Annotated in this window: 22 protein-coding genes and 2 pseudogenes; 9 read left to right on the forward strand and 15 right to left on the reverse strand. The window is 63.2% G+C overall.

Annotation, left to right across the window (positions count from 1 at the left end; translation table 11 throughout):
- Positions 1–101: 101 nt before the first annotated feature.
- The 4 genes from USDA257_RS10795 to USDA257_RS10810 form a co-directional block, all read right to left on the reverse strand.
- A complete protein-coding gene (locus USDA257_RS10795) occupies positions 102–1,607 on the reverse strand; it encodes a tripartite tricarboxylate transporter permease (protein WP_014762986.1) in 1,506 nt (501 codons plus the stop codon).
- 9 nt (positions 1,608–1,616) lie between these two features.
- On the reverse strand, positions 1,617–2,078 hold the full coding sequence (locus USDA257_RS10800; protein WP_014762987.1) for a tripartite tricarboxylate transporter TctB family protein: 462 nt from the start codon (positions 2,076–2,078) through the stop codon (positions 1,617–1,619).
- A gap of 240 nt (positions 2,079–2,318) precedes the next feature.
- A complete protein-coding gene (locus USDA257_RS10805; RefSeq protein WP_041415123.1) occupies positions 2,319–3,296 on the reverse strand; it encodes a tripartite tricarboxylate transporter substrate-binding protein in 978 nt (325 codons plus the stop codon).
- Positions 3,297–3,498: 202 nt separating this feature from the next.
- On the reverse strand, positions 3,499–4,290 hold the full coding sequence (locus tag USDA257_RS10810) for a pseudouridine synthase (RefSeq protein ID WP_014762989.1): 792 nt from the start codon (positions 4,288–4,290) through the stop codon (positions 3,499–3,501).
- A 230-nt stretch (positions 4,291–4,520) separates the two neighbouring features.
- Between USDA257_RS10810 and USDA257_RS38750 the strand changes: the two genes are divergently transcribed.
- Together USDA257_RS38750 and USDA257_RS38755 are read left to right on the forward strand one after the other, a co-directional pair.
- Positions 4,521–4,766: a hypothetical protein gene (locus USDA257_RS38750; RefSeq protein ID WP_370055883.1), complete on the forward strand. Its 246-nt coding sequence runs from the start codon at positions 4,521–4,523 to the stop codon at positions 4,764–4,766.
- A gap of 34 nt (positions 4,767–4,800) precedes the next feature.
- A pseudogene (locus USDA257_RS38755) lies at positions 4,801–4,971 on the forward strand (DUF3300 domain-containing protein); the annotation flags it as partial.
- Between the two features lie 499 nt (positions 4,972–5,470).
- On the opposite strand, the gene USDA257_RS10820 reads toward USDA257_RS38755, so the two are convergent.
- Complete coding sequence (locus USDA257_RS10820) at positions 5,471–6,055, reverse strand: winged helix DNA-binding protein (protein ID WP_014762991.1); 585 nt, start codon at positions 6,053–6,055, stop codon at positions 5,471–5,473.
- 124 nt (positions 6,056–6,179) lie between these two features.
- Between USDA257_RS10820 and USDA257_RS10825 the strand changes: the two genes are divergently transcribed.
- The 3 genes from USDA257_RS10825 (at position 6,180) to USDA257_RS10835 (ending at position 10,669) form a co-directional block, all read left to right on the forward strand.
- Complete coding sequence (locus tag USDA257_RS10825) at positions 6,180–9,794, forward strand: hydantoinase B/oxoprolinase family protein (protein ID WP_014762992.1); 3,615 nt, start codon at positions 6,180–6,182, stop codon at positions 9,792–9,794.
- A gap of 201 nt (positions 9,795–9,995) precedes the next feature.
- A complete protein-coding gene (locus tag USDA257_RS10830) occupies positions 9,996–10,250 on the forward strand; it encodes a FitA-like ribbon-helix-helix domain-containing protein (protein ID WP_014762993.1) in 255 nt (84 codons plus the stop codon).
- The gene (locus USDA257_RS10835) at positions 10,247–10,669 is read left to right on the forward strand and encodes a type II toxin-antitoxin system VapC family toxin (protein WP_014762994.1); all 423 of its coding nucleotides are present in this window, start codon (positions 10,247–10,249) and stop codon (positions 10,667–10,669) included. Before USDA257_RS10830 ends, USDA257_RS10835 begins: the two co-directional genes overlap by 4 nt.
- Before the next feature lie 142 nt (positions 10,670–10,811).
- Here USDA257_RS10835 and USDA257_RS10840 read toward each other — a convergent pair whose 3' ends face one another.
- Entirely contained in the window at positions 10,812–11,213 is a 402-nt protein-coding gene (locus USDA257_RS10840; RefSeq protein WP_014762995.1) for a VOC family protein, read from the reverse strand.
- Positions 11,214–11,411: 198 nt separating this feature from the next.
- Here USDA257_RS10840 and USDA257_RS10845 point away from each other — a divergent pair, with 198 nt between their 5' ends.
- Positions 11,412–13,325, forward strand: coding sequence for an adenylate/guanylate cyclase domain-containing protein (locus tag USDA257_RS10845; protein ID WP_014762996.1), 1,914 nt, complete (start codon positions 11,412–11,414; stop codon positions 13,323–13,325).
- 115 nt (positions 13,326–13,440) lie between these two features.
- Here the strand turns inward: USDA257_RS10845 and USDA257_RS10850 are convergent, their stop codons facing one another.
- The 4 genes from USDA257_RS10850 to USDA257_RS10865 form a co-directional block, all read right to left on the reverse strand.
- Entirely contained in the window at positions 13,441–15,729 is a 2,289-nt protein-coding gene (locus USDA257_RS10850; protein WP_014762997.1) for a xanthine dehydrogenase family protein molybdopterin-binding subunit, read from the reverse strand.
- Between the two features lie 9 nt (positions 15,730–15,738).
- Complete coding sequence (locus USDA257_RS10855) at positions 15,739–16,725, reverse strand: FAD binding domain-containing protein (RefSeq protein ID WP_014762998.1); 987 nt, start codon at positions 16,723–16,725, stop codon at positions 15,739–15,741.
- A gap of 4 nt (positions 16,726–16,729) precedes the next feature.
- Positions 16,730–17,386: a 2Fe-2S iron-sulfur cluster-binding protein gene (locus USDA257_RS10860; RefSeq protein ID WP_014762999.1), complete on the reverse strand. Its 657-nt coding sequence runs from the start codon at positions 17,384–17,386 to the stop codon at positions 16,730–16,732.
- A 130-nt stretch (positions 17,387–17,516) separates the two neighbouring features.
- Complete coding sequence (locus tag USDA257_RS10865; protein ID WP_014763000.1) at positions 17,517–18,401, reverse strand: helix-turn-helix transcriptional regulator; 885 nt, start codon at positions 18,399–18,401, stop codon at positions 17,517–17,519.
- A 293-nt stretch (positions 18,402–18,694) separates the two neighbouring features.
- Here USDA257_RS10865 and USDA257_RS10870 point away from each other — a divergent pair, with 293 nt between their 5' ends.
- A complete protein-coding gene (locus tag USDA257_RS10870) occupies positions 18,695–19,045 on the forward strand; it encodes a DUF2200 domain-containing protein (protein WP_014763001.1) in 351 nt (116 codons plus the stop codon).
- 101 nt (positions 19,046–19,146) lie between these two features.
- Here USDA257_RS10870 and USDA257_RS10875 read toward each other — a convergent pair whose 3' ends face one another.
- The 4 genes from USDA257_RS10875 to USDA257_RS10890 form a co-directional block, all read right to left on the reverse strand.
- Positions 19,147–19,725, reverse strand: a complete 579-nt coding sequence (locus tag USDA257_RS10875) for a cysteine hydrolase family protein (RefSeq protein WP_014763002.1) — start codon at positions 19,723–19,725, stop codon at positions 19,147–19,149.
- Positions 19,726–19,774: 49 nt separating this feature from the next.
- Positions 19,775–19,972, reverse strand: a complete 198-nt coding sequence (locus USDA257_RS37475; RefSeq protein ID WP_014763003.1) for a hypothetical protein — start codon at positions 19,970–19,972, stop codon at positions 19,775–19,777.
- Positions 19,973–19,980: 8 nt separating this feature from the next.
- On the reverse strand, positions 19,981–20,553 hold the full coding sequence (locus USDA257_RS10885; protein ID WP_014763004.1) for a DinB family protein: 573 nt from the start codon (positions 20,551–20,553) through the stop codon (positions 19,981–19,983).
- A 194-nt stretch (positions 20,554–20,747) separates the two neighbouring features.
- Entirely contained in the window at positions 20,748–21,797 is a 1,050-nt protein-coding gene (locus tag USDA257_RS10890) for a GlxA family transcriptional regulator (protein ID WP_014763005.1), read from the reverse strand.
- A gap of 158 nt (positions 21,798–21,955) precedes the next feature.
- Here USDA257_RS10890 and USDA257_RS10895 point away from each other — a divergent pair, with 158 nt between their 5' ends.
- Both USDA257_RS10895 and USDA257_RS10900 read left to right on the forward strand, forming a co-directional pair.
- On the forward strand, positions 21,956–23,032 hold the full coding sequence (locus USDA257_RS10895; RefSeq protein WP_014763006.1) for a class I SAM-dependent methyltransferase: 1,077 nt from the start codon (positions 21,956–21,958) through the stop codon (positions 23,030–23,032).
- 200 nt (positions 23,033–23,232) lie between these two features.
- Positions 23,233–24,305: pseudogene (locus USDA257_RS10900) on the forward strand (flavodoxin family protein).
- Positions 24,306–24,417: 112 nt separating this feature from the next.
- On the opposite strand, the gene USDA257_RS10905 reads toward USDA257_RS10900, so the two are convergent.
- Positions 24,418–25,296 (reverse strand): MBL fold metallo-hydrolase, encoded by an 879-nt coding sequence (locus USDA257_RS10905; protein WP_041415124.1) that lies wholly within the window; start codon positions 25,294–25,296, stop codon positions 24,418–24,420.
- Positions 25,297–25,380: the final 84 nt, after the last annotated feature.

Genomic DNA, 25,380 nt, shown 5'->3' on the forward strand with positions numbered 1-25,380 from the left:
AGGGCTGCCATCAAGATGGCAGGCGCCATCATGATGGCCAAAATAAGATTCAGCCCCGCGTCTGTCGGCACGGGGCTGCACGGCTTTCAAGGAGCTCCGACTCAATCCTCTTCGACGAAAACCTCCTCGCGCTTGGCCTTGACGCTCGGCAGGAAGACGACGACGAGCACGATGGCCGCGATCAGCAAGAGGACGGCACTGATCGGTCGGGTGACGAAGGTGGTCGGGTCGCCGCGCGATAGGATCATGGCGCGGCGAAGGTTTTCCTCGATCAACGGGCCGAGGACGAATCCGAGCAGCAGCGGCGCCGGCTCGCAACGCAATTTCAGCAACAGATACCCGACGAGACCGAAGAAGGCGACTGCATAGAGGTCGTAGACGTTGGAATTGACGCTGTAGACCCCGATCGAACAGAAGGCCATGATGATCGGAAACAAGATGAAATAGGGGATCTTCAGCAGCTTCACCCAGAGCCCGATCAGCGGCAGGTTCAGGACGACGAGCATCAGGTTGCCGATCCACATCGAGGCGATGATGCCCCAGAAGAGGGCGGGCTGTTCCACCGCCACATTCGGACCGGGCACGATGCCCTGGATGATCATTGCGCCGATCATCAGCGCCATCACCGGATTCGCCGGGATGCCGAGGGTGAGCAGCGGAATGAACGAGGTCTGGGCGCCGGCGTTGTTGGCGCTTTCCGGTCCTGCGACGCCGGCGATGGCGCCTTTTCCGAATTCCTCCGGCCGGTCGGATATACGCTTTTCGACTGTATAGGAGGCGAAGGCGGCGAGGATCGCCCCACCTCCGGGCAGGATGCCAAGCGCCGAGCCGATCGCCGTGCCGCGCACCACTGGCCCAAACATTCTTTTGAAGTCCTCACGGGTCGGCATCAGCTCGCTGACCTTTGCCATCAACACTTCACGGGTCTTTTCGCTTTCGAGATTGCGCAGGATCTCGGCAATGCCGAAAACGCCGACGGCGAGTGCGACGAAATTGAGACCGTCGGCATATTCGCGAATGCCGAGGGTGAAGCGCGGCGTGCCGGAATAGATGTCGGTACCGACCAGCCCGAGCAAAAGGCCGAGCGCGACCATGGCGAGCGCCTTGACGATCGAGCCATGCGCCAACGCGACGGCGGAGATCAGACCGACGATCATCAGCGAGAAATATTCCGCCGCGCCGAATTCCAGCGCCATCGCGGTGAGCGGCGGCGCGAAGATTGCGACGAGAAAGGTCGAGACGGTTCCGGCGAAGAATGAGCCGAGCGCCGCGATCGCGAGCGCGGCGCCGGCGCGGCCGTTGCGGGCCATTTGATAGCCATCGATGGCGGTGACGGCGGAGGAGGATTCGCCCGGCATGTTGATCAGGATCGCTGTGGTCGAGCCGCCATATTGGGCGCCGTAATAGATGCCGGCGAGCATGATCAGCGAGGAAACCGGCTCGAGCTGGAAGGTGATCGGCAACAGCATGGCGATGGTCGCCGTGGCGCCGATGCCGGGCAGCACGCCGATGAGTGTGCCAAGGAGCACGCCGATCAGGCAGAAGAGCAGGTTAGCCGGCGAAGCGGCAGTGGCGAAGCCAAGGGCGAGATTGCTGAAAAGATCCATCGCGGCCTCCTAGAACCGGACCCAGGGGCCGAAACGCTCAAAGGGCAGATTGAGCCCGTAACTGAAGACGGCGACGGAGAAGACCGTCAGCACCAGCGAAATGGCGAGCGCCCAGTGCGGCTTCATCCGATGAGACGCGAAACAGGCGATGAGCGCCGTGAAGAACAGTGACGGAACGAAGCCCAGTCCACGAACGGTCAGGCCGAAAAAGATCGGCGCCGGTAGGATGAAGAACATGCCGCGCAGCGCGATCGGCCCCATTGGCTCGTGCTGAACCCTCATGGATTGAACCAGGATGACTGCGCCGAGTAACGTCAAAATCACCGCGAGAAGGAGCGGGAAATAGCCGGGGCCCATGCGGAAGGCGGTGCCGAGCTCAAGATTGAACGACTGCCACGCGAAGAACAACCCGACAGCCGTCAGGATGCCGCCGCACAGCGCGTTGGTGGTATCGAAGGAGATGGATTTCATCGGTTCCCCATTTCTTGTTGTTTCGGACGTTGCCGCTGCGCCCTGCTTCTTGGCGGTGTCCTCGCTTTTTTCCGGCTACGCCCAGCGTCCTGCGCAAGTTGACGGCTGTCAACTCCCGTCGGGGCTGCCGATCGATTTCTCCGACCGGTCGCTGCCCCACAGCGCGACCGGTCGGAGGCGATGCCGCTGCCGCCCCGCTCCCTGTACGAGAACAGATTGGCTGCTGCTCGCGGGAGCCAATTAGTCGGCGTACTGGCCGGCCGCCTCGATTACCGGCTTCCAGCGAGCGATCTCGCTTTCGAGCTTGGCCTTCAGGGCCGCCGGCGTCGCGTCAGCCTCGCTGGACGGCTCGGTGCCGAGTTCGCCGAAGCGGGCGGCGACGTTCTCGTCCTTGAGGGCCTTTTGCAGTGACTTGGAGAGGCGCTCGGTAACCTCAGCGGGCGTGCCCTTCGGAGCATAGACGCCGTGCCAGATGCCGACTTGGAAACCCTGAAGACCGGCTTCTTCAGCCGTCGGAAGGTCGGGGAAGATCTTCAGTCGCTTCGGCGAGGTGACGGCATAGGCCTTGATCGTGCCGCCTTGGATCTGCTTCGTCGTGTTGGTCGTCTGATCGCACATGATGTCGACCTGGCCGCCGAGCAGATCTGTCATGGCCGGGCCGGTGCCCTTGTAAGGCACGGTCGTCAGCGGCGTGTCGATGGCGTCCATGAACATCATGCCGCAGAGGTGAGATGCGGCGCCGATGCCGGCATTGGCGACCGTCACCGTATCCTTGTTGGCCTTGGCGTATTCGATCACCCCCTTGAGATCGGTCGGCTCGAAATCCTTGCGGGCGACGATCGTCATCGGCACCTCGGTGACGAGGCCGACATATTCGAAGGCGTTCAGCGTGTCGTAGGCGAGCTTGCGATAGAGTGTGGCGCTGGTCGCCATGCCGATGTGGTGGAGCAGGATCGTGTAGCCGTCGGGATCGGCCTGGGCGACGCGGCCGGCACCGAGCGTGCCGCCGGCGCCGCCGACGTTCTCGACGATGATCTGTTGGCCGAGGTCCTTCGACATCGACTCGGCGACGAGACGGGCGACCGTGTCGGTCGGCCCGCCGGCCGAGAAGGGCACCACCATGGTGATCGTGCGCTCCGGATAGGTTTGGGCGCTGGCCGAAGCGGCAAACAGGGAAACGGCGGCGACGGCGCCCAGAAGCGCGTTCAAAATTTTCATCTTTTCCTCCCGGATGACATTGTCCACCAGCCGGCACGGTTCCTCCCGCCGGTTCTGGTTGCACCCATTAGCAAACGGGATTTTACCACAGACAACCGGTGCCCGCGGGCATTTTGCGCATTTCCCGCGCGAGCGGCGGGGCGATGGGTGGATTCGGAAACAAAAGCGTCTGGCAATGGGTGGATTTCTACCCATTGCGCGGTCAGGAACCGGTGCGCCGCCGAAGATTTTGAATCTCCGCCTCGGTGAGCGGCCGGATCGCTCCCTTCGGCAGGTCGCCGAGACTGATCTCGCCGATCGAGACGCGGATGAGCCGCAGGCATTCGAAACCGAGCGCCTCCAGCATGCGGCGGATTTGGCGGTTGCGTCCTTCCTGGAGCTCGACCTCGATCCAGGAGTTCCTGCCGCCGCTTCTCAGGCCGCGAACATGCGTCGCCTTCAGCACCTCGCCGCCCTCGGTCACTCCATCCATCATCGCCCGAGCCGAGGCCTCATCGAAGAAGCCGCGCACCTGGACGTGATAGATCTTGCCGAGATGGGTCGCCGGATCGAGCAGGCGCTGCGCCAGAACGGTGTCGTTGGTGAAGAGCAGCAGCCCTTCGCTCGCCTTGTCGAGCCGCCCGACCGGCGAGAGGAAGCGGGCATCGACGTCTGCGAGGCAATCGAACACCGTCGGTCGCCCTTCCGGGTCGTCGCGCGTCGTCACGAGTCCGCGCGGCTTGTTCAGCATCAGATAGGTCTTCGCCTCGGCGGCGATCGCGGTTCCATCGACGGCGATCCTGTCCCTGTCGATATCAACCCAATGCGAAAGATCGGTCGTCCTGCGGCCGCCGACACTGACGCGGCCCTCGGCGATCAGTTTCTCCGCCTGGGTGCGCGAGCAGTAGCCGAGCTTGGAGAGCGCCCGGGCAAGCGTGACGCGCCGGCCGGCGGCGCTGTCGCCGGCTTTCGCCCCGGCGGATTTCCTGCCTGGCAAGGGGCGGCGCTGCTTCACCCGTCAATTCTCCGCGACTGCTGCTTTCAAATACTACAGAGTCCTGTGTGCGCCTAAACGCACGGCGATGTTGTGGTTTCTCTCGCACAGTCGGCGTCAACGGGCCAGAGCGAAATTCTTTCGATTGCCGCCGCTTTGAGACGAAACCACAAGTGATAATGTTGCTCCAGACTTGTTGTAGGGCCGTCTCGGAAGGCGCTTTGTCCGATGCCGAGGGGGAGACGCGGATCATGCGCAAGTCAATTCTCACAGGCCTGATCGCTCTGGCAGCGTCGTCGCTGCTGCAGGTCGCGGACACTTCGCTCTTGTCGGACGCCTTTGCGCAACAGACGCCTGCCCCGCCAGCTCCGGCCGAGGCTGCGCCGGAACCGCTCAGTGACGATGAACTCGAGGTCCTCGTCGCCCGCATAGCGCTCTATCCGGACGAGTTGGTGGCACTCGTCTCGGCCGCCCCTGAAGGTAGTCGAGGAGGGTGACAACATCATCATCCAGCCGGCGAACCCCGAAACAATCTATGTGCCGCAATATCCGCCGGAGATGCTCTACGAGCCTGACTACACGCCGGTGCCGATCGACTATTACGATGATCCCTATCCCGCCTATTGGTATCCGGGCGCGGCCTTCTTCGCCGGCGCTGTCACCACCGGCGCGGTGTTCGGCGCCATTGTCGACTGGGGGGTCTGGGGCGGCGGCTGGGGTGGCGACATCGACGTCGACTGCAACCAGTGCTTCAACAACGTCGACTTCGATGGCAAGGTCAACTGGAACGACGTCGACTGGAAGAATGTCGTCCGCAGCAAGATCAGCCTTGACCGTGACCAGCTCAACAAGCTCGACCGAACGAATCTCAAGAACAACATCAAGGCTGATGGCAACAACAACCTGCGCAACCGCGCCGCCGAGGTCAAACGCGATCGGCCGCAGGCGCGCCCGGGCGGCGGTGGCGCTGGCCAGGTCAGGGATGTTCGCAAGAGCACGCTCGAAGGACTGAAGGCCCAACCGAGACGGGAAGCCGCGGCGCGGCCGGCCGCGCGGCCTAGTGGTGGACAGGCGGTGGCGAAAGCAAGAGCCGACGGCGGCACGCCGAGCGTCAACCGGGCGAAGTGCAAGAAAGCCGTCGCAGGTCAACCGGCCGTCCGGCTAGGCCGGATGAGGGGCCGAGCGCAACGCGAGGACAGGCTCACAGCGTGGTGGCGGCGCGTGCCGATTGTTCGTAGGCGCCGGATAGGAAGCGCAGCACGGCGGCGATTTCCGAGAGGGTTTCTTCCGAGGGGCGGGCCTTGGCGGTCGAGGCGACGAGTAGGCGCTCGCGAATCTGGGCGTAGCGTGCGCACGCCTCGGCGCCTCTTGCGGTGATGCGGATCGTCTTCTCCTTGCCCTGTTTGCCGGTCGTCACCAGGCCCGCCGCTTCGAGCTTGCGGATCGCATAGGTCGCGACGTGGGTGTCTTCGATGTCGAGGACGAGGCAGATCTCGGAGAGCTTCTTTCCCCGGTCGCGGTGGCGGATCGTGTGAAGCACCATGATCTCCATCGGCGAAAGGCCGGGAACGCCGGCGGCGGCCATGCAGCGCACCATCCAGCGGTGGAAGGCGTGCGAGGCGAGGATCAGGCCGTACTCCACTTCGGAAAGCCCCGGCGAACCGCCTTCGGCAAGGTGAGCCGACGAAACGATCGGGCCGATGGGGGAGACGGGTTTCAGATGATCGGGGAGGGCGGTTTCGATCCACTCCCTCGTTTCACGGCCTTGCTGCCGCCTCTTTGTCATCACAGCGCCTCCGAACCTGGTGGACTGACGTCATCATTTTATCGACAAATTGTCAACGAAATGCTCTTAATAGTGAGGCTTGCCAGAGATCGGCAACGAAGATCACGACGTGAGGGAATAGATCATGAGCGCTAGCGGGACTTGGGTCTTCTGGGTGGATCGCGGCGGCACCTTCACCGACGTGATCGGCCGCGACCCGCAAGGCCGGTTGCACGCCCTCAAAGTCCTCTCCGAGAATCCCGCCGCCTATCGAGACGCCGCCGTCCACGGCATCCGGCTGCATCTCGGCCTTGCCACCGGCGAGCCGGTGCCGGCCGGCATGATCGGCGAGGTCAGGATGGGCACGACGGTTGCCACCAATGCGCTGCTGGAGCGCAAGGGGGAGCGGTTGGCGCTGATCACGACGCGCGGTTTTCGCGATGCACTCAAGATCGGCTACCAGGAGCGCAAGAAGATCTTCGCCACCGAAATCCTCAAGCCGGAGGCACTCTATTCGGACACCGTCGAGCTGGACGAACGCGTGCTCGCCGACGGCACGGTCGAGCGTCCCATGGATGAGGATGCGGCGCGGCGTGCGTTGGAGGGGCTGAAGGCTGGGGGCTACCGGGCGGTCGCCATCGTCTTCATGCACGCCTACCGCTATCCCGAGCATGAAGCGGCCGTCGCCCGCATCGCCCGCGCCATCGGCTTCGATCAAGTCTCGGTCAGCCACGAGGTCTCGCCACTCGTCAAATATGTCGGCCGTGGCGACACGACCGTCATCGATGCCTATCTCTCGCCGGTGCTCGGCCGTTATGTGGCGCGCGTATCGGAGGAATTGGACGTCGCGCGCTCCGGCGCCCGGCTGATGTTCATGATGTCGTCCGGCGGGCTGACGGCTGCCGACCTGTTCCAGGGCAAGGACGCGATTCTTTCCGGCCCGGCCGGCGGCGTCGTCGGCCTTGCCAGGACGGGCGGGGCCGCAGGTTTCGACCGGGTCATCGGCTTCGACATGGGCGGTACCTCGACCGACGTCGCCCATTTCGACGGCGAATATGAACGCGCCTTCGAAACGGAAGTCGCCGGCGTGCGGGTGCGGGCGCCGATGATGCTGATCCATACGGTTGCCGCCGGCGGCGGTTCGATCCTCGATTTCGACGGCGAGCGCTTCCGCGTCGGGCCGGACTCGGCCGGCGCCAATCCGGGGCCTGCCTGCTACCGCAATGGCGGGCCGCTCGCCGTCACCGATGCCAATGTGATGGTCGGCAAGTTGATGCCGGAATTCTTCCCCGCGCTGTTCGGACCGGAGCAGGACCTGCCGCTCGATGTCGAGACGGTGCAGGCCCGTTTTGCTGCACTCGCCGCCGAGATCGGCGATGGCCGCAGCCCGGAGGATGTCGCCGACGGCTTCATCCGGATTGCCGTCGCCAACATGGTCGAGGCGATCAAGAAGATTTCCGTGCAGCGCGGCTATGACGTGACGCGCTATGCGCTGAACTGCTTCGGCGGCGCCGGCGGCCAGCACGCCTGCCTCGTTGCCGACGCGCTCGGCATCACGAGCATATTGCTGCATCCGATGTCGGGGCTTCTGTCCGCTTACGGCATGGGTCTTGCCGATATCCGCGCGACGCGGCAGAAGGCGCTCGGTGTGGCGCTCGACGATGCCGCACCGCTGGCACTTGCCAAGCTCGGCGCGGAACTGCAGTCCGAATGCCTTGCGGAACTCGACGCCCAGGAGATTGGCCGCGACCGTATCCGCACGCATCTGCGCGCCCATGTCCGCTATGCCGGTACGGATACGGTGCTGGCCGTCGAAGCCACCTTCCCCGATCATGACGATCAACTGCGCCTCCGCCGCGAGTTCGAGACCCTGCACAAGCGCCGCTTCGGCTTCATCGCCGAGAGCAAGCCGCTGGTGATCGATGCCGTCGAGGTCGAGGCGGTCGGCGGCGGGGCTGCCGAGATGGAGACGGACGGGCTCGCGGCCACCTCTGGCGAGGCGGTCGTTAGCCGGCAAACCCGCTTCTATTCGCAAGGCGAGTTCCATGACGCGCCGGTGGCGCTGCGGGCAGAAATCAAGCCGGGCCAGAGGCTGACCGGTCCGGCGATCATCATCGAAGCGAACCAGACGATCGTCGTCGAGGAGGGCTGGCAGGCGGAACTGACGGCCAGGGACCATATCGTGCTGACGCGCATCAAACCGCTGCCGGCGCGCACGGCGATCGGCACCAGGGCCGATCCGGTGATGCTGGAGATCTTCAACAATCTGTTCATGTCGATCGCCGAACAGATGGGCGTCACCCTGCAGAACACCGCCTATTCGGTGAACATCAAGGAGCGTCTCGATTTCTCCTGCGCGGTCTTCGACAACAAAGGCAATCTCGTCGCCAATGCGCCGCATATGCCGGTGCATCTCGGCTCGATGGATGCTTCGGTCGCAACCGCGATCCGTGAAAACCCGGTCATCCATCCGGGCGATGTGTTCCTGATCAACGCGCCCTATAACGGCGGCACGCACCTGCCGGACCTGACGGTCTGCACGCCGGTCTTCGATGACGAGGGTCGCGAGATCCGCTTCTGGGTGGCCAGCCGCGGCCACCACGCGGATATCGGCGGTATTTCGCCGGGCTCGATGTCGCCGCTCGCCACCAACATTGAGGAGGAGGGGGTCTATATCGACAATTTCAAGCTGATCGACCGCGGCCGCTTCTGCGAAGAGGAACTGGAAAGGCTTTTGAACGGAGCGCGCTATCCGGTGCGCAACATCCTCCAGAACGTCAACGACCTGAAGGCGCAGGTCGCCGCCAACGAGAAGGGGGTGGCGGAACTGAAGAAGATGATCGCCCAATTCGGCGAAGACGTCGTCGAAGCCTATATGGGCCACGTTCAGGACAATGCCGCCGAGAGCGTGCGCCGCGTCCTCGACCAGCTCGGCGACGGCGAATTCTCCTACGAGATGGACCAGGGCTGCCGGATCGTCGCAAAGATCTCCATCGATGGCGCGAAACGCGAGGCGACGGTCGACTTCACCGGTACGTCGGCGCAGCGAGCGGACAATTTCAACGCACCGGAGCCGGTGACACGCGCCGCGGTCCTCTATGTCTTCCGGGTGCTGGTCGAGGCCCATATCCCAATGAATGCCGGCTGCCTGAGACCGATCCGAATCGTCATTCCCGAAGGCACGATGCTGTCGCCGCGCTATCCGGCCGCCGTCGTCGCCGGCAATGTCGAAGTCAGCCAGGCGGTGACCAATTGCCTGTTTGGCGCTGTCGAGGCGCAGTCCGCGGCACAGGGGACAATGAACAATCTCACCTTCGGCAACGATCACTATCAGTATTACGAGACGATCTGCTCCGGCGCGCCGGCCGGGCCGGGTTACAACGGTGCCGACGCGGTCCACACCCACATGACCAATTCGCGGCTGACCGATCCGGAAATCCTCGAGACGCGGTTTCCGGTGGTGCTCGAGGACTTCCACATCCGCAAGGGCTCCGGCGGTCGCGGCAAGTGGTCGGCGGGCGACGGCACGGAGCGCACGATCCGGGCTCGCGAGCGGCTGGACTTCGCCATCCTTTCCGGCCACCGCCGCATCCGGCCGTTCGGGCTGAACGGTGGCGAGCCTGGCGAACTCGGCCGCAATCACGTTCGGCGCAATGACGGCCGCATCGAGGAACTGCCCGGATCAGCCCACACTGTTCTTGAGGCCGGCGAGGCCTTCACGGTGGTGACGCCGACCGGCGGCGGGTACGGGGAGGCCTAGACCACGAGATCACTTCCCGAACGCTCCATGTGGTGACGACAGGCACTCACCACTGCATGATCGTGCGAGCCCTAGTGCCGAAATTGGCGACCGGGAAGTCATACGAAACTTCGGCGTTTCAACGATCTCGATCGGTCAGCTTGCAAACTGACTGCACAATTCTATAATGCAGTCAGTGAATGCAAGTAGGAGGTTTTGACTATGGCAATTCTGACCGTGCGGAATGTGCCTGATGAGGTGCACCGCGCACTGCGCGTGCGGGCCGCTATGCACGGCCGCAGCACGGAGGCGGAAGTCCGTGACATTCTGGAAAGTGCGGTGAAGTCCGGGCAGCGCATCCACATGGGTGATGCCCTTGCGGAGCTGGGTCGGCGGGTGGGGCTGACGAACGACGACTTTGCAGTGTTTGACCAGCGACGCGACACGGCGCCGGCTGAGCCGATGAGGTTTGAATGATCGTTCTGGATACGAATGTCGTCTCCGAGGCGATGAAACCGGAACCCAATCCGGCCGTGCGATCCTGGTTGAATGAGCAAGTCGCCGAAACGCTGTACCTGTCCAGCGTCACGATGGCCGAGCTGCTGTTTGGCGTCGCAGCATTGGCGGACGGCCGACGCAAGAAGGCGTTGGCCGAGATGCTGGATGGCGTGCTCGAACTGTTCGGTGAGCGGGTGTTGACGTTCGACATCGAGGCTGCCCGGCACTACGCCGACTTGGCCGTCAAGGCCAGAGCGGCCGGCAAGGGGTTCCCGACCCGCGACGGATATATTGCTGCTATTGCAGCCTCAAAGGGATTTATCATCGCAACGCGCGACACCAGTCCCTTTGAAGCGGCAGCGCTCACTGTCATCAATCCCTGGAAGCAGGAAGCTTAAGAACGGCTGGCTAACCGCAACGAGCGGAAGCGGCGAGCGAAACGGCGAGAACGCCCCACATATGACCTCCTGAGATCGTCGAGGGCGCTGAGAGGCGGCTATTCGGATGGAACGGACGCGCGTCTGAAGCCGGAAAAAAACCCTATGGCTCATAGGGTTTCGACACAGAGGTTGTCACTTGCGGTTCCCCGATTTCGACGATGTGCCCGTCCGGATCGAAGAATCTGAATACGCGTTGACCCCAAGACTGTTGCCTGACTTCATGGATAAGATCGACCCGGTCAGCGATACGCTTGAACGCCGTGTCGATATCTTCGTCCTCAAAATAGAGGACGAGATTCCGCCGCCCATACGGGCCGCTTTCGTCCCGGGACTCTCCAAACACCGTTTGGTAGAGCGAGGCGCCATCGTGAAGGGCAAACCCATTGTCGAACTGAACGAAGTTGCCGTGATCCTCCAAGATCTGAAGCTGCAGCACTTCGGAGTAGAAGCTTTTCGAGCGGCTGATATCAGCCACAAAAGGCAGAGGGTTCACGAACTTCATACAAATTATCCCCGCGATTCCTTTTGAGACCAAAGATCACGCAATGACCGCCCGGCGTAAAGCGCCGGATTACATGCTCGTGTCAGGTGGCAGGAATCATGGCTGCGCCCGCAGAGCAGTTCGACCACACACAGAGTTTTGAGTGGACGGGCGAGGACGGTACCATATAGATGCGTCTGAAGACTGCCGAGGGTGGTGATGGAACGCAAACTCGCAGCAATTGTAGCAGGCGACATCGTCGGCTACACGCGCCTGATGTCCGAGGACGAATCCTCGACCTATGCGGCCCTGCGCGCGACCTTCGGCGAACTGATCATCCCGGCCGTCGAGAAGCATGGCGGTCGAACGTTCAAGACCACCGGCGACGGCTTTCTCGCGACATTTCCGAGCGTCAACGAGGCGCTGGATGCGGCGATCGAAATCCAGAACGGATTTGTCGAGCGACCGTTCAAGATGCGGCTCGGCATCAACCTCGGCGACGTCATAGAAGACAATGGCGACATGTTCGGAGATGGTGTGAACGTCGCCTCCCGGCTGGAGGCCATGGCGGAGCCCGCCAGCATTTTCGTCAGCGAGGCAGTGGTCCGCAGTGCTGACCGGAGCCGCAGCGAGCTTTTCTACAGCATCGGACGAAGGCAGGCGAAGAACATAAGCGAGCCGCTTGCCGTCTACGCCGTGCGACTCGTGCCCGGTCAGGCGGGCGCCCGGGACTGGATCCGGCGGCTGGCCCTCCGCCGGCGTGCCGTTTTGCCTTACGCCGCAGGGGCTGCAGCGCTTGTCCTTGTCGCCGCCTTCACACAGATGCCCGCACTGCGAGCGATCGGCGCGGATCTGACCGATAGCCTCCTGCGTCTGGCGGACGTTGAACCTGCCGATGCCCGGCCGACTGTCGCAGTGCTGCCCTTCGACAATATGAGTGGGGAAGCGGACCAGGGCTATTTCGCCGACGGGCTGACCGAGGACATCATCGCCAACCTTGCGCGAAATCCCGAACTTCAGGTGATCGCACGCAACTCGACGTTCGCACTCCGCGGTCAGGCGGAGGACATCCGCAGGATCGGAACAAGATTAGGGGCCGGCTATGTGGTGGAAGGCAGTGCCCGACGCGCCGGCGATCAGCTTCGCGTGGTGGCGCAGTTGATCGATGCGCGCAGCGGCGCCCATCTCTGGTCGCGCAGCTACGACCGGCGTGTCGAGGACGTCTTTGCGCTCCAGACCGAGCTGACGGCCGAGATCGTTTCGCATCTGGTATCCTATGTGCGCGAGTCGGAAGTATCGAACGCGGCCAAACGCCCGACCGAAAATCTTCAGGCCTACGATCTCGTCCTGCAGGCGCGTGATCGCTACAAGCATGGGTCGAGGGATGCGGAGGCGCTGCTTGCCGCACGCGCACTGCTTCATCGGGCGCTGGAACTCGATCCTGGCTATGCCGCCGCGCGCGCCAATCTCGGAATGACCTATATCGTCGACTTCGCCCAGAGCCTCAGCGGCAGGGCGACCGGAACCGATGTGGAAACGGGCCTCAGCGAGGCGCGTCAGGCCGTTCGCCTCGACCCCAATCTCGCTGTCGGCTTTCAGGTCCTGAGCTTCGGCCTTTCGGTCGCCGGCGACTACGCCAGCGCCATGCAGGCCGCGCAGCGGGCGGTCGAGCTCAACCCGAACGATCCGGACAGCCTGATGGCGCTGGCAAAGGCGCAGGTCCGATTCGGGAGCTATGATGAGGCGGTGCGCAATGCCGAGCGGGCGCGTCGGCTGCATCCGATGGCTCCGGAGTACTACACCTATGTCTATGGCCAGGCACTCTATGCCGCCGGCCGTCTCGATGAAGCCGATCGGGTCTTGCGGGAATGTCTGCTGCGCGCGCCGCGCGAGGCGGATTGCCTGCTGATACACACGGCCGTCCTGACCCAGCGCGGAGACGTGCAAGGAGCGCAGCGCACAATGACACTCCTGACCGAGGTGGATTCTAAGTTTTCACTTGCCGATGAGCGCGCCAACCGCCGTTTCGGCAATTCTCCACTAATGGACCGGTTCCTCTCGCAGCTTGCCGAGGCCAGAGCTCCGGACGTGACAAGTGGATTCCTTTCGGCGACCCCACGGCCATTTCTGTAGGCCTTCCGGGAAGCGCCGTGTAACGGCTTTCCGCGAGAAGGGTGTATTGTATAAGGACATAGAGCGGTTCACTGCTTCCGTGGAAACAGTGAGCCGCTCTATCGCATTGACAGACTCAAATGGCCGTCACCGGTAGGCCGGGGAGCAGCTTGTCCAGGGTGATCGGAAACTCGCGAACGCGGATACCGGTGGCGTTGTAGATCGCGTTGGCGATCGCCGCGCCCGTGCCGCAGACGCCGAGCTCGCCGAGTCCCTTGACGCCGAGCGGATTGGCCTTGTCGTCGTATTCCTCGAGAAAGACCACCTCCATCTCCGGGACATCGCCATTGACGGGGACATGATATTCCGCGAGATCGCCGTTGACGAAATGGCCGTAGCGTGGATCGAGCACGGTTTCCTCCATCAGAGCAGCACCGATGCCCCAGATCATGCCGCCGAGAATCTGCGAACGTGCGGTCTTGGGGTTGAGGATGCGGCCTGCACCGATCACTGACAGCATGCGGCGCATGCGCACCTCGCCCGTGTCGCTGTCGACTGCGACTTCCGCGAAGTGCGCTCCATAGGAGTGCTGGGAATAGCTGCTATAGCTTTCCGTGGCGCGGGCGGCGGCGACCGAACCGGTTGCCTCGATGCCGTCCGGGGCAATGCTGCCGATGAGATCAGCCAAGCTTACCGAGCTGTCGCCGGCTCTCACCTCTCCGCCGACGAAGCTCGGCGCGGCGGCGTCCGCACCGCGGAGCGGTGAGCGGTCGTCGGACCGTGCCGCCTCGATAATCTTCTCCTTGAGGGCGTTGCACGCATGATGGAGCGCCGAGCCCGCACTCGCCGCTCCCCAGGAACCGCCGGAGCCGGCGGTGCGCGGAAACCGGCTGTCGCCAAGCCCGACCTTGACTGCCGCGATGGGCACGCCCAGGCTTTCCGCCGCGATTTGGGTCAGGATGGTGTAGGTGCCCGTTCCAATATCGGTCATATCGAGCTCGGCCGTTACCCGGCCGTTTGCATCGATCGCCACCCGGGCCGTCGTCGCGCCGATGTAGTTCGGCCGAATGGCCGCCGCCATACCGTAGCCCATTAGCTTGCGGCCTTCGCGGATGCGGCCCGGGGTGGGTTTCCGGCGTTTCCAGCCGAACCGGCGCGCGCCTTCCTGCATGCAGGCGACGAGATTGCGGGTCGAGAACGGCACGCCGCGCTCCGGGTCCTCTGTCGGCTCGTTACGAACCCTGAGCTCGATCGGATCGAGACCGAGCCGCTCGGCGAGCTCATCCACGGCACTTTCAAAGGCGAGCATGCCCGGCGCCTCGCCGGGCGAGCGCATCCATTCGCCGCGATTGAGATCGACCGGAACGAGCCGGTGGCGGGTCAACCGGTTCGGCGCGGCATATAGCGAGCGGGTGAAGACCGCGGTCTGCTCGCAGAATTCCTCGAAGCTGGATGTCGCGGACGAAACATCATGACCGATCGAAGTCAATTGCCCGTCGTGATCCGCGCCGAGGCGCACCTGGTGAACCATCTCCGCCCGATGACCGGCATTGGCAAACATCTGCTGCCGTGTCAGCGCGACCTTGACCGGGCGACGCAGCACCCTTGCAGCGAGCGCCGCAAGAACGGTGTCGGCGTGCACGATCAGCTTGGAGCCGAAACCGCCGCCGATGAAGGGGCTGACGATTCGGACACGCTCCGGCGGAATGGCGAGCGTGCTGGCGAGGCTGGCCCGGAAGTTCGCGAGCGTTTGCGCACCGGTGTAGATCGTCACCTCGTCGCCCGACCAGATGGCGAGCGTCGCATGGGGCTCCATGGGGTTGTGGTGCTCGTAGGGCGTCCGGTAGGTCGCATCGATTTTGACCGGAGCAGCGGCGAAGGCGCCATCGAAATCCCCGATCGCGCTGTCCGTCTCGAAACCAGCATTGGTGCGCCGGGGCGCGTAGGCCTTGGCGAGATGTGCCTGCAAATCGAAGGCGCCGCGCTCCTCTTCATAGCGCACCCGGATGAGACGTGCGGCAGCCCGCGCGGCCTCGAACGTCTCCGCGACGACCAGCGTAACCGGCTCGTCGTAGAAGCGAACGCGGTCGCTATTGAGCATGGGTCTGGCGCGGGTGAAGACCTCCGGCACCGTGGGCGTGACCGCCGGGCCGAATTCGGGCTGGGCCGGTGCGTTCCGGTAGGTCATGACGTGAAGCACGCCCGGGGCCTGTTCGGCGTCCGCAGTGTCGATCTCGATTATACGACCCTTGGCGATGGCAGCGCCAAGGATGTAGCCATAGGCTGCCTCGTTCGCGGCATGCTCATAGGCGTAGGTCGCACGACCGGTCACTTTGAGCGGCCCATCGACGCGTGCGATCGGCTGGCCGACAAGGCCATTGCCGGTCTCGGACGAACGGTTTTCCGGGGTCATGGTCTCTGTCATCATCGCACCTCATGCACCTTCGACAGCCGCGGCGAGCGTCCGCCATATCGTGCGTTTTGCCAGCGGGATCTTGAAATCATTGCCGCCATGGCCCACCGCTCCGGCGAGTGCGCTTTCGGCGGCCTCGGAAAAAGCGGGGTCGGAAGTTGCCGCACCGGTGAGCACGTACTCCGCTTCCGTCGCTCGCCATGGCTTGGGTGTAACGCCACCCATCGCGATGCGCGCGCTCCGTACGCGATCGCCGCTCCTTTCGACAACGGCTGCGACCGAGACAAGCGCAAAGGCGTAGGAAGCGCGGTCGCGCACCTTGCGATAGACTTGCCGGCCTGGCGGCGGGGGCGGCAAGGTGACGGCCGTGATCATCTCGCCGTGGCCGAGCGCTGTCTCGACATGTGGCGTCGAGCCGGGCAGCCGGTGGAGGTCGCCAATGGCGATCGTGCGTGTCTTGCCGTCGGGCATGGCGGTTTCGACCTCAGCGTCGAGTGCGGCCATGGCCACCGCCATGTCCGACGGATGGACGGCGATGCAGGCCTCGCTGGCGCCGAGCACGGCATGCATTCGGTTGAAGCCCTCGAGGGCCGCGCAGCCCGATCCCGGCTCGCGCTTGTTGCAGGGCATGTCGCGGTTGTAGAAGTAGAAGCAGCGTGTGCGCTGCAGGAGATTGCCTGCGGTCGAGGCCTTGTTGCGGATTTGCCCGGACGCTCCCGCGAGAAGCGCTTGCGAGAGCACAGGATAGCGTGATCGCACCCGCGGGTCGGCGGCGAGATCGCTGTTGCGGACCTCTGCCCCGACCCGAAGGCCGCCCTCCGGCGTCTCCTCGATGCTGTCGAGCGCCAGCCGGCTGACATCGACGAGGTGTGTCGGCCGCTCGATCTCCAGCTTCATCAAGTCGAGAAGATTGGTGCCGCCGCTGATGAACTTCGCTTCCGGCTCGGCCGCAACGGTGGCGGCCGCCTCCTTGACGGTGCTGGCGCGCACGTAGGTAAAGGGCTGCATGGGCTCACACCTCTTCGGATGCGTCGCGGATCGCGGCGACGATGTTGGGATAGGCAGCACAACGGCAGATATTGCCGCTCATGCGCTCGCGGATCTCTTCGTCGCGAAGTGCCGCGGCTCCTGCCGCCACGTCGGCACTTGCATGGCTCGGCCAGCCGGCCCTCACCTCCTCGAGCATTCCCACTGCCGAACAGATCTGCCCCGGTGTGCAATAGCCGCACTGGAAGCCGTCCCGGGCGACGAAGGCCGCCTGAACCGGGTGCAGCTGGTCGCCGTCGGCGAGCCCTTCGATTGTCGTGATTTCGTCGCCTTCATGCTGGACTGCGAGCGAGAGGCAGGAATTGATCCGCCGGCCGTTCACGAGAACCGTGCAGGCCCCACACTGGCCGTGGTCACAGCCTTTCTTCGAGCCGGTGAGGCCGAGATGGTTTCGCAAGGCATCAAGCAGCGTCGTGCGCGGGTCGAGCTTAACGGCATGCTCCGTCGCGTTGATCCTGAAGGTCATCGGTATTCTCGCTATCGGGGTCGTGACGGGCCCGGCCGCCATGGTGGCGCCGGCGTCCTGAGCACCGACGGGCAAGCCGGACGCCAGAAACAGGCAGGTCGCTGCTCCGCCTTCCAAAACCGCCCGGCGCGTAATCCTGTAGTCCGTTTCGGCCATGAATGATCTCCCAGTCGCAACGGCACGAGCCCGGAAGGCTACCCTCCGGCGAGCCTGCGACTTGCTTTCTTCGACAAGTGGGACTTGGGAATGCGCGGGATGTTTTTCTTTCAGGATACCGGAGGCGCTATCAGGATTCCGGAGAAATGTGCAGCCGGTAGGCTCGCGGGGTGATGCCCTTGAGGCGACGGAATGTAGTTGTGAAGTGGCTCTGGCTGGAGAAGCCGAGGCGGAATGCAATGGCGCCTATTGCCATCTCGGTATCGCGCAGGAGCAGTTCCGCTCGTCTTACGCGCTCCTCGAGGATATAGGCATAGGGCGGACGGCCGGTCGTCTCCTTGAAGCGACGTGCGAAGGTATCGACCGGCATGCCGGCAACCGCTGCCACCGCGCTCAGCGAGATATCGGAGGCCACGTGGGCATCGATGTAATCGCGGACGCGCTCGAACGTCCGGCGGCCGAGGCGGCCGCGGCTCGCAGGCGGCAACTGGTTTCCGCTCAGGTCAGCCATGCGCAGACCGACGAGCGCAACCAGATGCTCGACGTAGACAGTGTCTGGCAAGTGGCCGAGTGACATCTCGGTGCAAAGCGATCGCAAAAGCGTGCCGATGACCGTATCGCTTCTGTTCACCAGAATCGGTATATCGCGCAGGCGTTGCAAACCCGGCAGCGCCAGTTCGGGATCAATCCACAAGGCGGAATAAGATAGGTCGACGTCGCGGTAAAATCCGACACGCTCTGCGCCCGCGGGAACGAAAGTGAGTACGCCTGGCCGGTCCTGTCCGTCATAAAGTGCCTTGCCCTCGGCCCGGATCGATGTCCGGGACGTGCCTCCTCCATCCGTCAGCACGATCAAGTGGTGCGGTGCCGTCCAGCGGAGTTCTGCTTCCTGACAAGCCCAGCGCCGGCTGTCGAATACGAGCGAAGTGCCGATCCAGGACGCACTCTGTAGCGGTGCTGTTTCTTCTTCCCGGGTCCTGATACGTCCGTCGCCAAGCAATGGTCTGAATGACATCGCGGGATCCCGTTGATTCGCTTCTGAAGCCGAGGCGGGCAGGGCCACAGCGGCGTGGTGCGCCGGCGCGGTCCGTCACCGATACAGGCGACAGTCATAGGAACAACGGTTCGTCCACAACAGCCACGAAGTGCTCAAGAATGTTCAAGGATCGGTGACCGCCTGTGAGTTGCAGCCTGGTATAATGTGTAAACGGGAAGGGCGCCGGTCGTTCGTGCAGGGGCTAAATGGGGTCGCGTCCTAAAAGGGGCGTATCAGACGGCATTTCACAGGACGCGATTCAGGGAGGACGCATGACGAAGCATCGCATCTATTCAGTCAGTATCGCGAGCGTCTATCCTCACTATGTCGCCAAAGCGGAGAAGAAGGGGCGCACGAAAGCTGAGGTCGATGAGATCATCCGTTGGTTGACGGGGTACAGCCAAGAAACGCTAGATAATCAGTTGGCGAACAACACAAAATTTGAGGACTTCTTTGCCCAAGCGCCTCAAATGAATCCCTCGCGGGCGCTAATTACCGGTGTGATCTGCGGCGTTCGCGTGGAAGACATCCAAGAACCAACGATGCAGGAAATCCGCTACTTGGACAAGTTGATCGACGAACTCGCCAAGGGGAAAGCAATGGCGAAGATCCTGCGAAAATAGCCAGGCGGGCTCGCCGGCTCGAATCCCTTAATGGCGGTAACAACCCTTACTTGCCCACTCGCGAGCTCCTGGGGAACAGCGCTGATCGCTTCGTGTAGGCGCTAAATTGACGACAACCATTCTTCGGTGTTCCAGATCGTTATTTGAACTGAGAAGCGATTGCCCAGAAGTTCCAACGACGCATCGTGTGTTTGATCGGTCGTACTACACACCGCGTCCTTCAGCAGGATTACCTTGTAACCGAGATCGATAGCTCCAAGAGTCGCGGCCAGCACGCAGATGTCCGTCTCGCCTCCCGTTACGACGAGCGTCCCGATATCCTCAGCAGTCAAGGCGCTGTGCAGCCGCCCGTTCGTCCATGGCGAATAGGTGGTTTTGTCAAAGATGCGCGCGGGCGGGGCCAACCTCTTCAGGTCAGCAACCAGATCCACCAGAACGGGGTCGAGCTGGGTGGTCGTCATCATCGGCCATTTTTCGTAGTATGCCCGCCACATGCCCGGCAGTTCCTCTGGAGAGGACGGCGGCACGAAGCGCGTGAATATGGTGCGATCCGGAAAGCGCGAAGCAATCTCAACAACCTGGTCGAACACCTTGGGCATCCAGGCGACTTGCCACGGGGTACTCTCGGCGAACATGCGCTGCATATCGATGCACAGGTGAAGCCATTTTTCCGGGTTCATTTGTACTCCGCGCCTCCGTGCGAAGGTGGGTCTCATGTGAGCATGATTATTAGAACTCGAAGTGAGGTAGGGAGTTCCAGGCTTCGCAGATCAAGATCGCCAGCACCCGTTTCCTAGCGGCCGCGGTCGCGCGCAGCGGGGTAAGGGCAGGCTCCAGGCGATAACCGTGCCGCTCCTCCTGAATCTTGGCGAGAAAGCGCTCGAGCGGCTCCGTCGTTGTCAGTCTTTCGCCGTACCGGCGAGACACTCCTCCGGCTATCGAGTGAGCCGTGCCTCGCTCCACTCCAGCGCCTGCAGGTCCTCCACCCGCGCCTCGCTATTGTCCGTCAGGATGAATTCGTCGATCTGCGGCGGCGCAACGCTGGTGCCGGAGAGCATCGAATGGATCTGGCCGCGATGGTGCTGGCCATGCAGAAAGACGTGCAGAAGCGTATCGGCGACGGTCTCCGTCAGTGTCCGGTCCGGCCAGGGGATGCTTATCTTTCGCGGTAGCGCCTCTGCCGTCAGAGCTTCGCAGAAATCGATCAGCCAGTCGTCGACTTCGGCCCGTTCGGCCGCGAATTCGGCGGCCGTCGCGCGGCTGCCCGGCGGTTTCGCCAGGCCGGCCAGGTCGCCCCGCAGCGTGTCGATATAGTATCGATCGGCATCGAGAAGGTGGACCATCGTTCCCTTGAGCGAGGGGAAGAAGGACGTCCGGGTCGCCTCCCATTCGCCGGGCTTCAGCGCCGTGCAGGCGCGATCGAGCCGTGCGTTGGCAAGGCGCGCATTGCGCGCCAGCTGGCGATAGGGCCGGCAGATGGGATCCTGCGGGAATGTCACGCTGTCCATAGCTTGCCTCGCATCCTTGTGTTGACACTTTTGTGGCGGGTCCGGGAGGCGTCGTCAACGAGAAGATGCGCGTCGTTGCGGTATCGACCGCCTGGAGCACGGCGGATTCAAACACATTCATGCAGCGCGCTTTAGGACCTTGTTTTCATGCATGTCGTCATCCCAAGACCGCTGCCACTTTTGGGCGACATGCATTAGCTCTCGCGCCGCGGCTGGGCGAATTCCGGTATCTTGAAGCGCCGGCGGTAGCCTCCTGGTGTCACGCCCGTAAGGCGTTTGAAAAGACGGCGAAAGAATGCCGGTTCCTCGTAGCCAACCTGCCAGCTGATCTCATCGACCGAGGCCTCGGTCCGCTCGAGCCGCCGCTTGGCTTCCTCGATCCTCAGTCGCTGCACATAGGCGATCGGGCTCAGGCTCGTCGCACCGGTGAACCTGCGCTTGAAGGTGCGCTCGGTCAGTCCGGTGCGGCGGATCATCTCTTCGAGCGGATTGGCGACCGAGAAATGTGTGGCGAGCCAATCCTGGGCGGCGCGGATGGCGAGATCGTCATGGTCCCTGCGCCCCTCGAAGGTTATGTAGGGCGCCAGCCCGTCCTGGTGCCATTGCAGTGCGAAGAGGCGCGCGACAGCCTGGGCGGCGGTAGCGCCCGCATGGCGGGCGATCAGGTAAAGGACCAGATCGTGCCAGGTCATCGAGGCGCCGGAACTGATCAGTTCCTCGCGCTTGCCGGACACGACGAGCACGTGTTCGGGCCGGATCGGCACCTTTGGAAAGGCCGCATTGAAGGCGCGGGCATAGCCGAAGTGCACCGTCGCGTCGACGCCGTCGAAGAGCCCGGTTTCGGCGAGCAGGAAGAGACCCGAGCAGGCCGAACATAAGAGCGCGCCGCGCCGATGCATGGCGTGGAGCCAGTCGATCAGTTCCGGGTGTCGGCCCGTCCGCCAGCCTTCCGCTTCGAGCAGGATCGAGGGAACGATGACGATGTCGGTTGCTTCGATCGATACGATGCTGCGCTGGACAGAGATCGGCACATGGCTGGCGAGTTGCAGCGGACCCTGCTCGACTCCGACGATCTCGACCCGGAAGGGCGGCGACTCGAGCGGGCTATGGCCGAGCGGAGCCATCACGGCAAACGCGTTCATTACGTCGAAAATGCCGGTCAGCGTGGAAACCACCGCCTCGGGGATGGCGACGAGGCTGACATGGATCGGCTCCGGGCCGGTCTCGGCTCTTTGATGTGGCATTTCGAATTCCCCGGCGGGCGACATCGGCATGTAAACGGGGCTCGTCGCATGGCGCAAACGGCCCGATTGTGGACCGTTCGGCTCTGCCGCTCAACCGCGATCGCTGCGATCCTGCGCGCATGGCCGAATTCCTCGGCGTACGTGAAGGAGAAATCAAGATGCAACAGACTCAAAGCAGGAGCGTCGACGCCGCGAAACTCGACGCGTTCGTGGCGCGCGCGATCGGCGACCTGTCGGCCGGATATGGCGGCGTGATGGTGAGCCTCGGCCACCGGCTCGGCCTCTACAAGGCCTTGGCGGAAGCGGGCCCGCTGACATCGCGGGAGCTGGCGAGCCGCGCGGGCTGCGCCGAACGCTATGTGCGCGAGTGGCTGGGCTCGCAGCTTGCCGGCGGCTATGTCGGCTATCATGCGATCAGCGACACCTATGAGCTCGCGCCGGAACAGGCCCTCGTCCTGGCCGAGGAGGACAGTCCTTTCTTCATCCCCAACGCCTGGGCCGTTCCGGCGTCGATGTGGTTGGACGAGGAGAAGGCGGTGGAGGCGTTCCGCAGCGGCAAAGGCATTGCCTGGGGCGACCACGACGGAAAGCTCTTCTGTGGCGTCGCGGCCTTCTACCGGAATGCCTATAAGGCAAGCCTGGTTTCCGAATGGCTGCCGGCCCTCGACGGCGTCGTCGAGAAGCTTCGCTCCGGCGCGCGTGTAGCGGATGTTGGCTGCGGTCACGGCCACTCGACCGTGCTCATGGCCGAGGCCTTCCCGGCCTCCGAGTTCCGCGGCTTCGACAATCACCTGGAATCCGTGGCGGAGGCATGGAAGATCGCCGCACTGGCGGGCGTTGCCGACAGGGCAAGCTTTGCGACCGCCCGGGCCGACGGTTATTCGGCTACGGGCTACGACCTCATCTGTTTCTTCGACTGCCTGCACGACATGGGCGATCCGGTCGCCGCGGCCGCACATGCTGCAAGAGCCATCGCACCGGGCGGCACGGTGATGCTGGTCGAGCCCTTCGCCAATGACCGGGTCGAGGACAATGTCTCGCCGGTGGCGCGGATCTATTATGCGGCCTCGACGACGATCTGCTGCGCCCATGCGATCTCCGACGGCGGCCGTCTGGTGCTCGGCGCCCAAGCCGGCGAAGCTCGCCTTGAGGACGTCTTCCGCAAGGCCGGCTTCAGCCGTTTCCGCCGCGCGCTGCAAACGCCGTTCAACCTGATCCTGGAGGCGCGGCTCTAGAGTACCGCGGCCCCTTTTGGTCCGCACGACCTGAAGCGAATGGCTAGGCGCGCTTTGCGTCTAGCCTCGTCAATGCCTCGTCAATTCCACCAAGCGGCCTTGGCTGCCCGGAACAATCGCCGCCGTGCTCGATTACAGGGGAACGGAACCGCCGGTGGATTTAGATGTCGAAAAGCGCCGAGGCGAAATATTCGCCGACAATGCTCGAGCCGCGAAAGGGAACGCCGAATCCCAGGCTGACGGAGACCGAGTTTCGCCGCCGCTTCCTCAGTCGGTTCCAGGATCGAGCCTTCGACGGCCTTCGCCCGGAATTGGACAAGGTCGCTTCGGCGGCGTGGGACGCTTACAAGCATCAGCGGAAGGCACCGCACACGCGCAAGGCCGGCACCGCATTCAAGGATACCGACTATGAACTGTCAGTCGATTGGCTTGCGGCGCGCGATGCAATTCATGCTGCGCAAGAGCCTCACCGTGACCCGGACGGGCCGGCACGTATCCTTCTGATCAGCGGGTCGTCGCGGAGCGAACACACCTGTCCCGGCGAAATCTCGAAGTCCTACCGACTGGTGCGGATCGCGCAGGAAACGATGGACCAAACGGCCGGGGTGAAGACGACCGTTCTCGAGTTGCATCGTCTTGCTTCCGAATATGGACGCATGATTCATCCTTGCAAGGCCTGCTTTTCCACCTCGCCGGCGCTCTGTCATTGGCCGTGCTCCTGCTATCCCAACTATTCGCTTGGGCAGGTCGACGACTGGATGAACGAGATCTATCCGATGTGGGTCGAGGCGACCGGCATCATGATCGTCACGCCGGTCAACTGGTATCAGGTGTCTTCGCCGATCAAGCTGATGATGGACCGGCTGGTTTGCGCCGATGGCGGCAATCCTGACCCGACCTCGACCGAGGGCAAGGACGCGAAGCTCGCCAAGGCGCTTGAACTCGAGGGCTGGAGGTACCCTCGACATCTCGCCGGGCGGATCTTTTTCGTCGTCGTGCATGGTGATGTGGCGGGCGTGGAGAACGTTCGGCGTAGCCTGTCGGACTGGCTTTGCTACATGCATCTCGAACCCGCGGACCCTTGGCGGAAGTGGATCGCTATATCGGCTACTGGAAACCCTATGCGCTCAGTCACGCCGAGCTGGATGCCGACGAGGCGGTGCAGGAAGAGGTCCGCAATGCGGCACGAACATTGGTGGAGGCGGTGACCGTCAAGCGCGCCGGAAAGCTGGTTTCAGCAGGAGCCGAGCTCTCGGAACCACGGCAGAAGTAACCGGGGCCACTGGTTTCGTGTTCCTGCCGACTGAGAAGGACCGATGGTCGCGATGTCATTCGATAACGCAACCTCGAATGCTCCGCACCCACTATCGGCGCCGTGGACAGGCTCATATCGCCGCCAGGGCCGCGATATTCTTCCGATGCACCGCTTCATAGGGCTCGAAATAGGAGACTGCCTCCGCTGCCAGATCCTGCGCGATGAAATCCTTGAGGGGTGCGATAGCGGCTCGGTCTTGTTTGACCGCATCGATCAACTGCTCGAGGTAACGCCGGTTGGCGTCGATGAGGCTCGCTTCATATCCGCCGGTCGCAATCCGATCCGGATCGCCGTGGTTCGGCAGAATGCGACCGATCGGCCAGGTCGCCAGGCGCCCCAATTCGCGAATGTGCTTCGCCGTGTTTTCCGCTTCCGAAACATAGGTGACCGTGTCTTCGAGCGTATCGCCCGCCAACAGGATTCTCTCGTCCGGCAACCAGAGGACATTGCCGTCGGCGCTGTGGATGTCGAAATGGTGAAGTTCGACACGGCGGTTTCCGATTTTTAGGTCCAGCCTCGTCTCGAAGAGCCGGCTGGGCATGACGAGCGGGATGATGGGCGGGACGCGCGTGGCGAGCTCCTCGCGATTGGCATGAAGCAGATCGGCTGTCAGCTTGAGCGCGATGATTTCGCAATCGGCAAAAACCGCATTGCCTGCGACATGATCGTTGTGCCAATGGCTGAGGACGGCCCGGATGGAGGTTGCGCCAAGCCCCTCGAGATGTCGCCTGACGGCCTGTGCATGGGCAAGCGAGATATGCGTATCGTAAACGAGCGCCTCGCCCGCGTCGAAGATGGCATAGGAGGCGACGCCCAATCCATAGGCACCGTCATCGAGCCAATTCGGCGAGGCGCCATGAAGCCTCCGTCCCTCGACGCGGCCATCGTAATAGGCAAACACGCCGGGACGGGGTTCAAAGATCCTGAGCGTCGAGGTCATGTCTGTCATATGGTCTCTCAAGAAAATCGCCGGCATTGCAGCAGGCATTATCACACCCGGACCGCCGCTCACATGCATTCCTGGGCGTGGTCG

The sequence above is a fragment of the Sinorhizobium fredii USDA 257 genome (genome assembly GCF_000265205.3).
In the GTDB taxonomy this organism is placed as follows: Bacteria; Pseudomonadota; Alphaproteobacteria; order Rhizobiales; family Rhizobiaceae; genus Sinorhizobium; species Sinorhizobium fredii_B.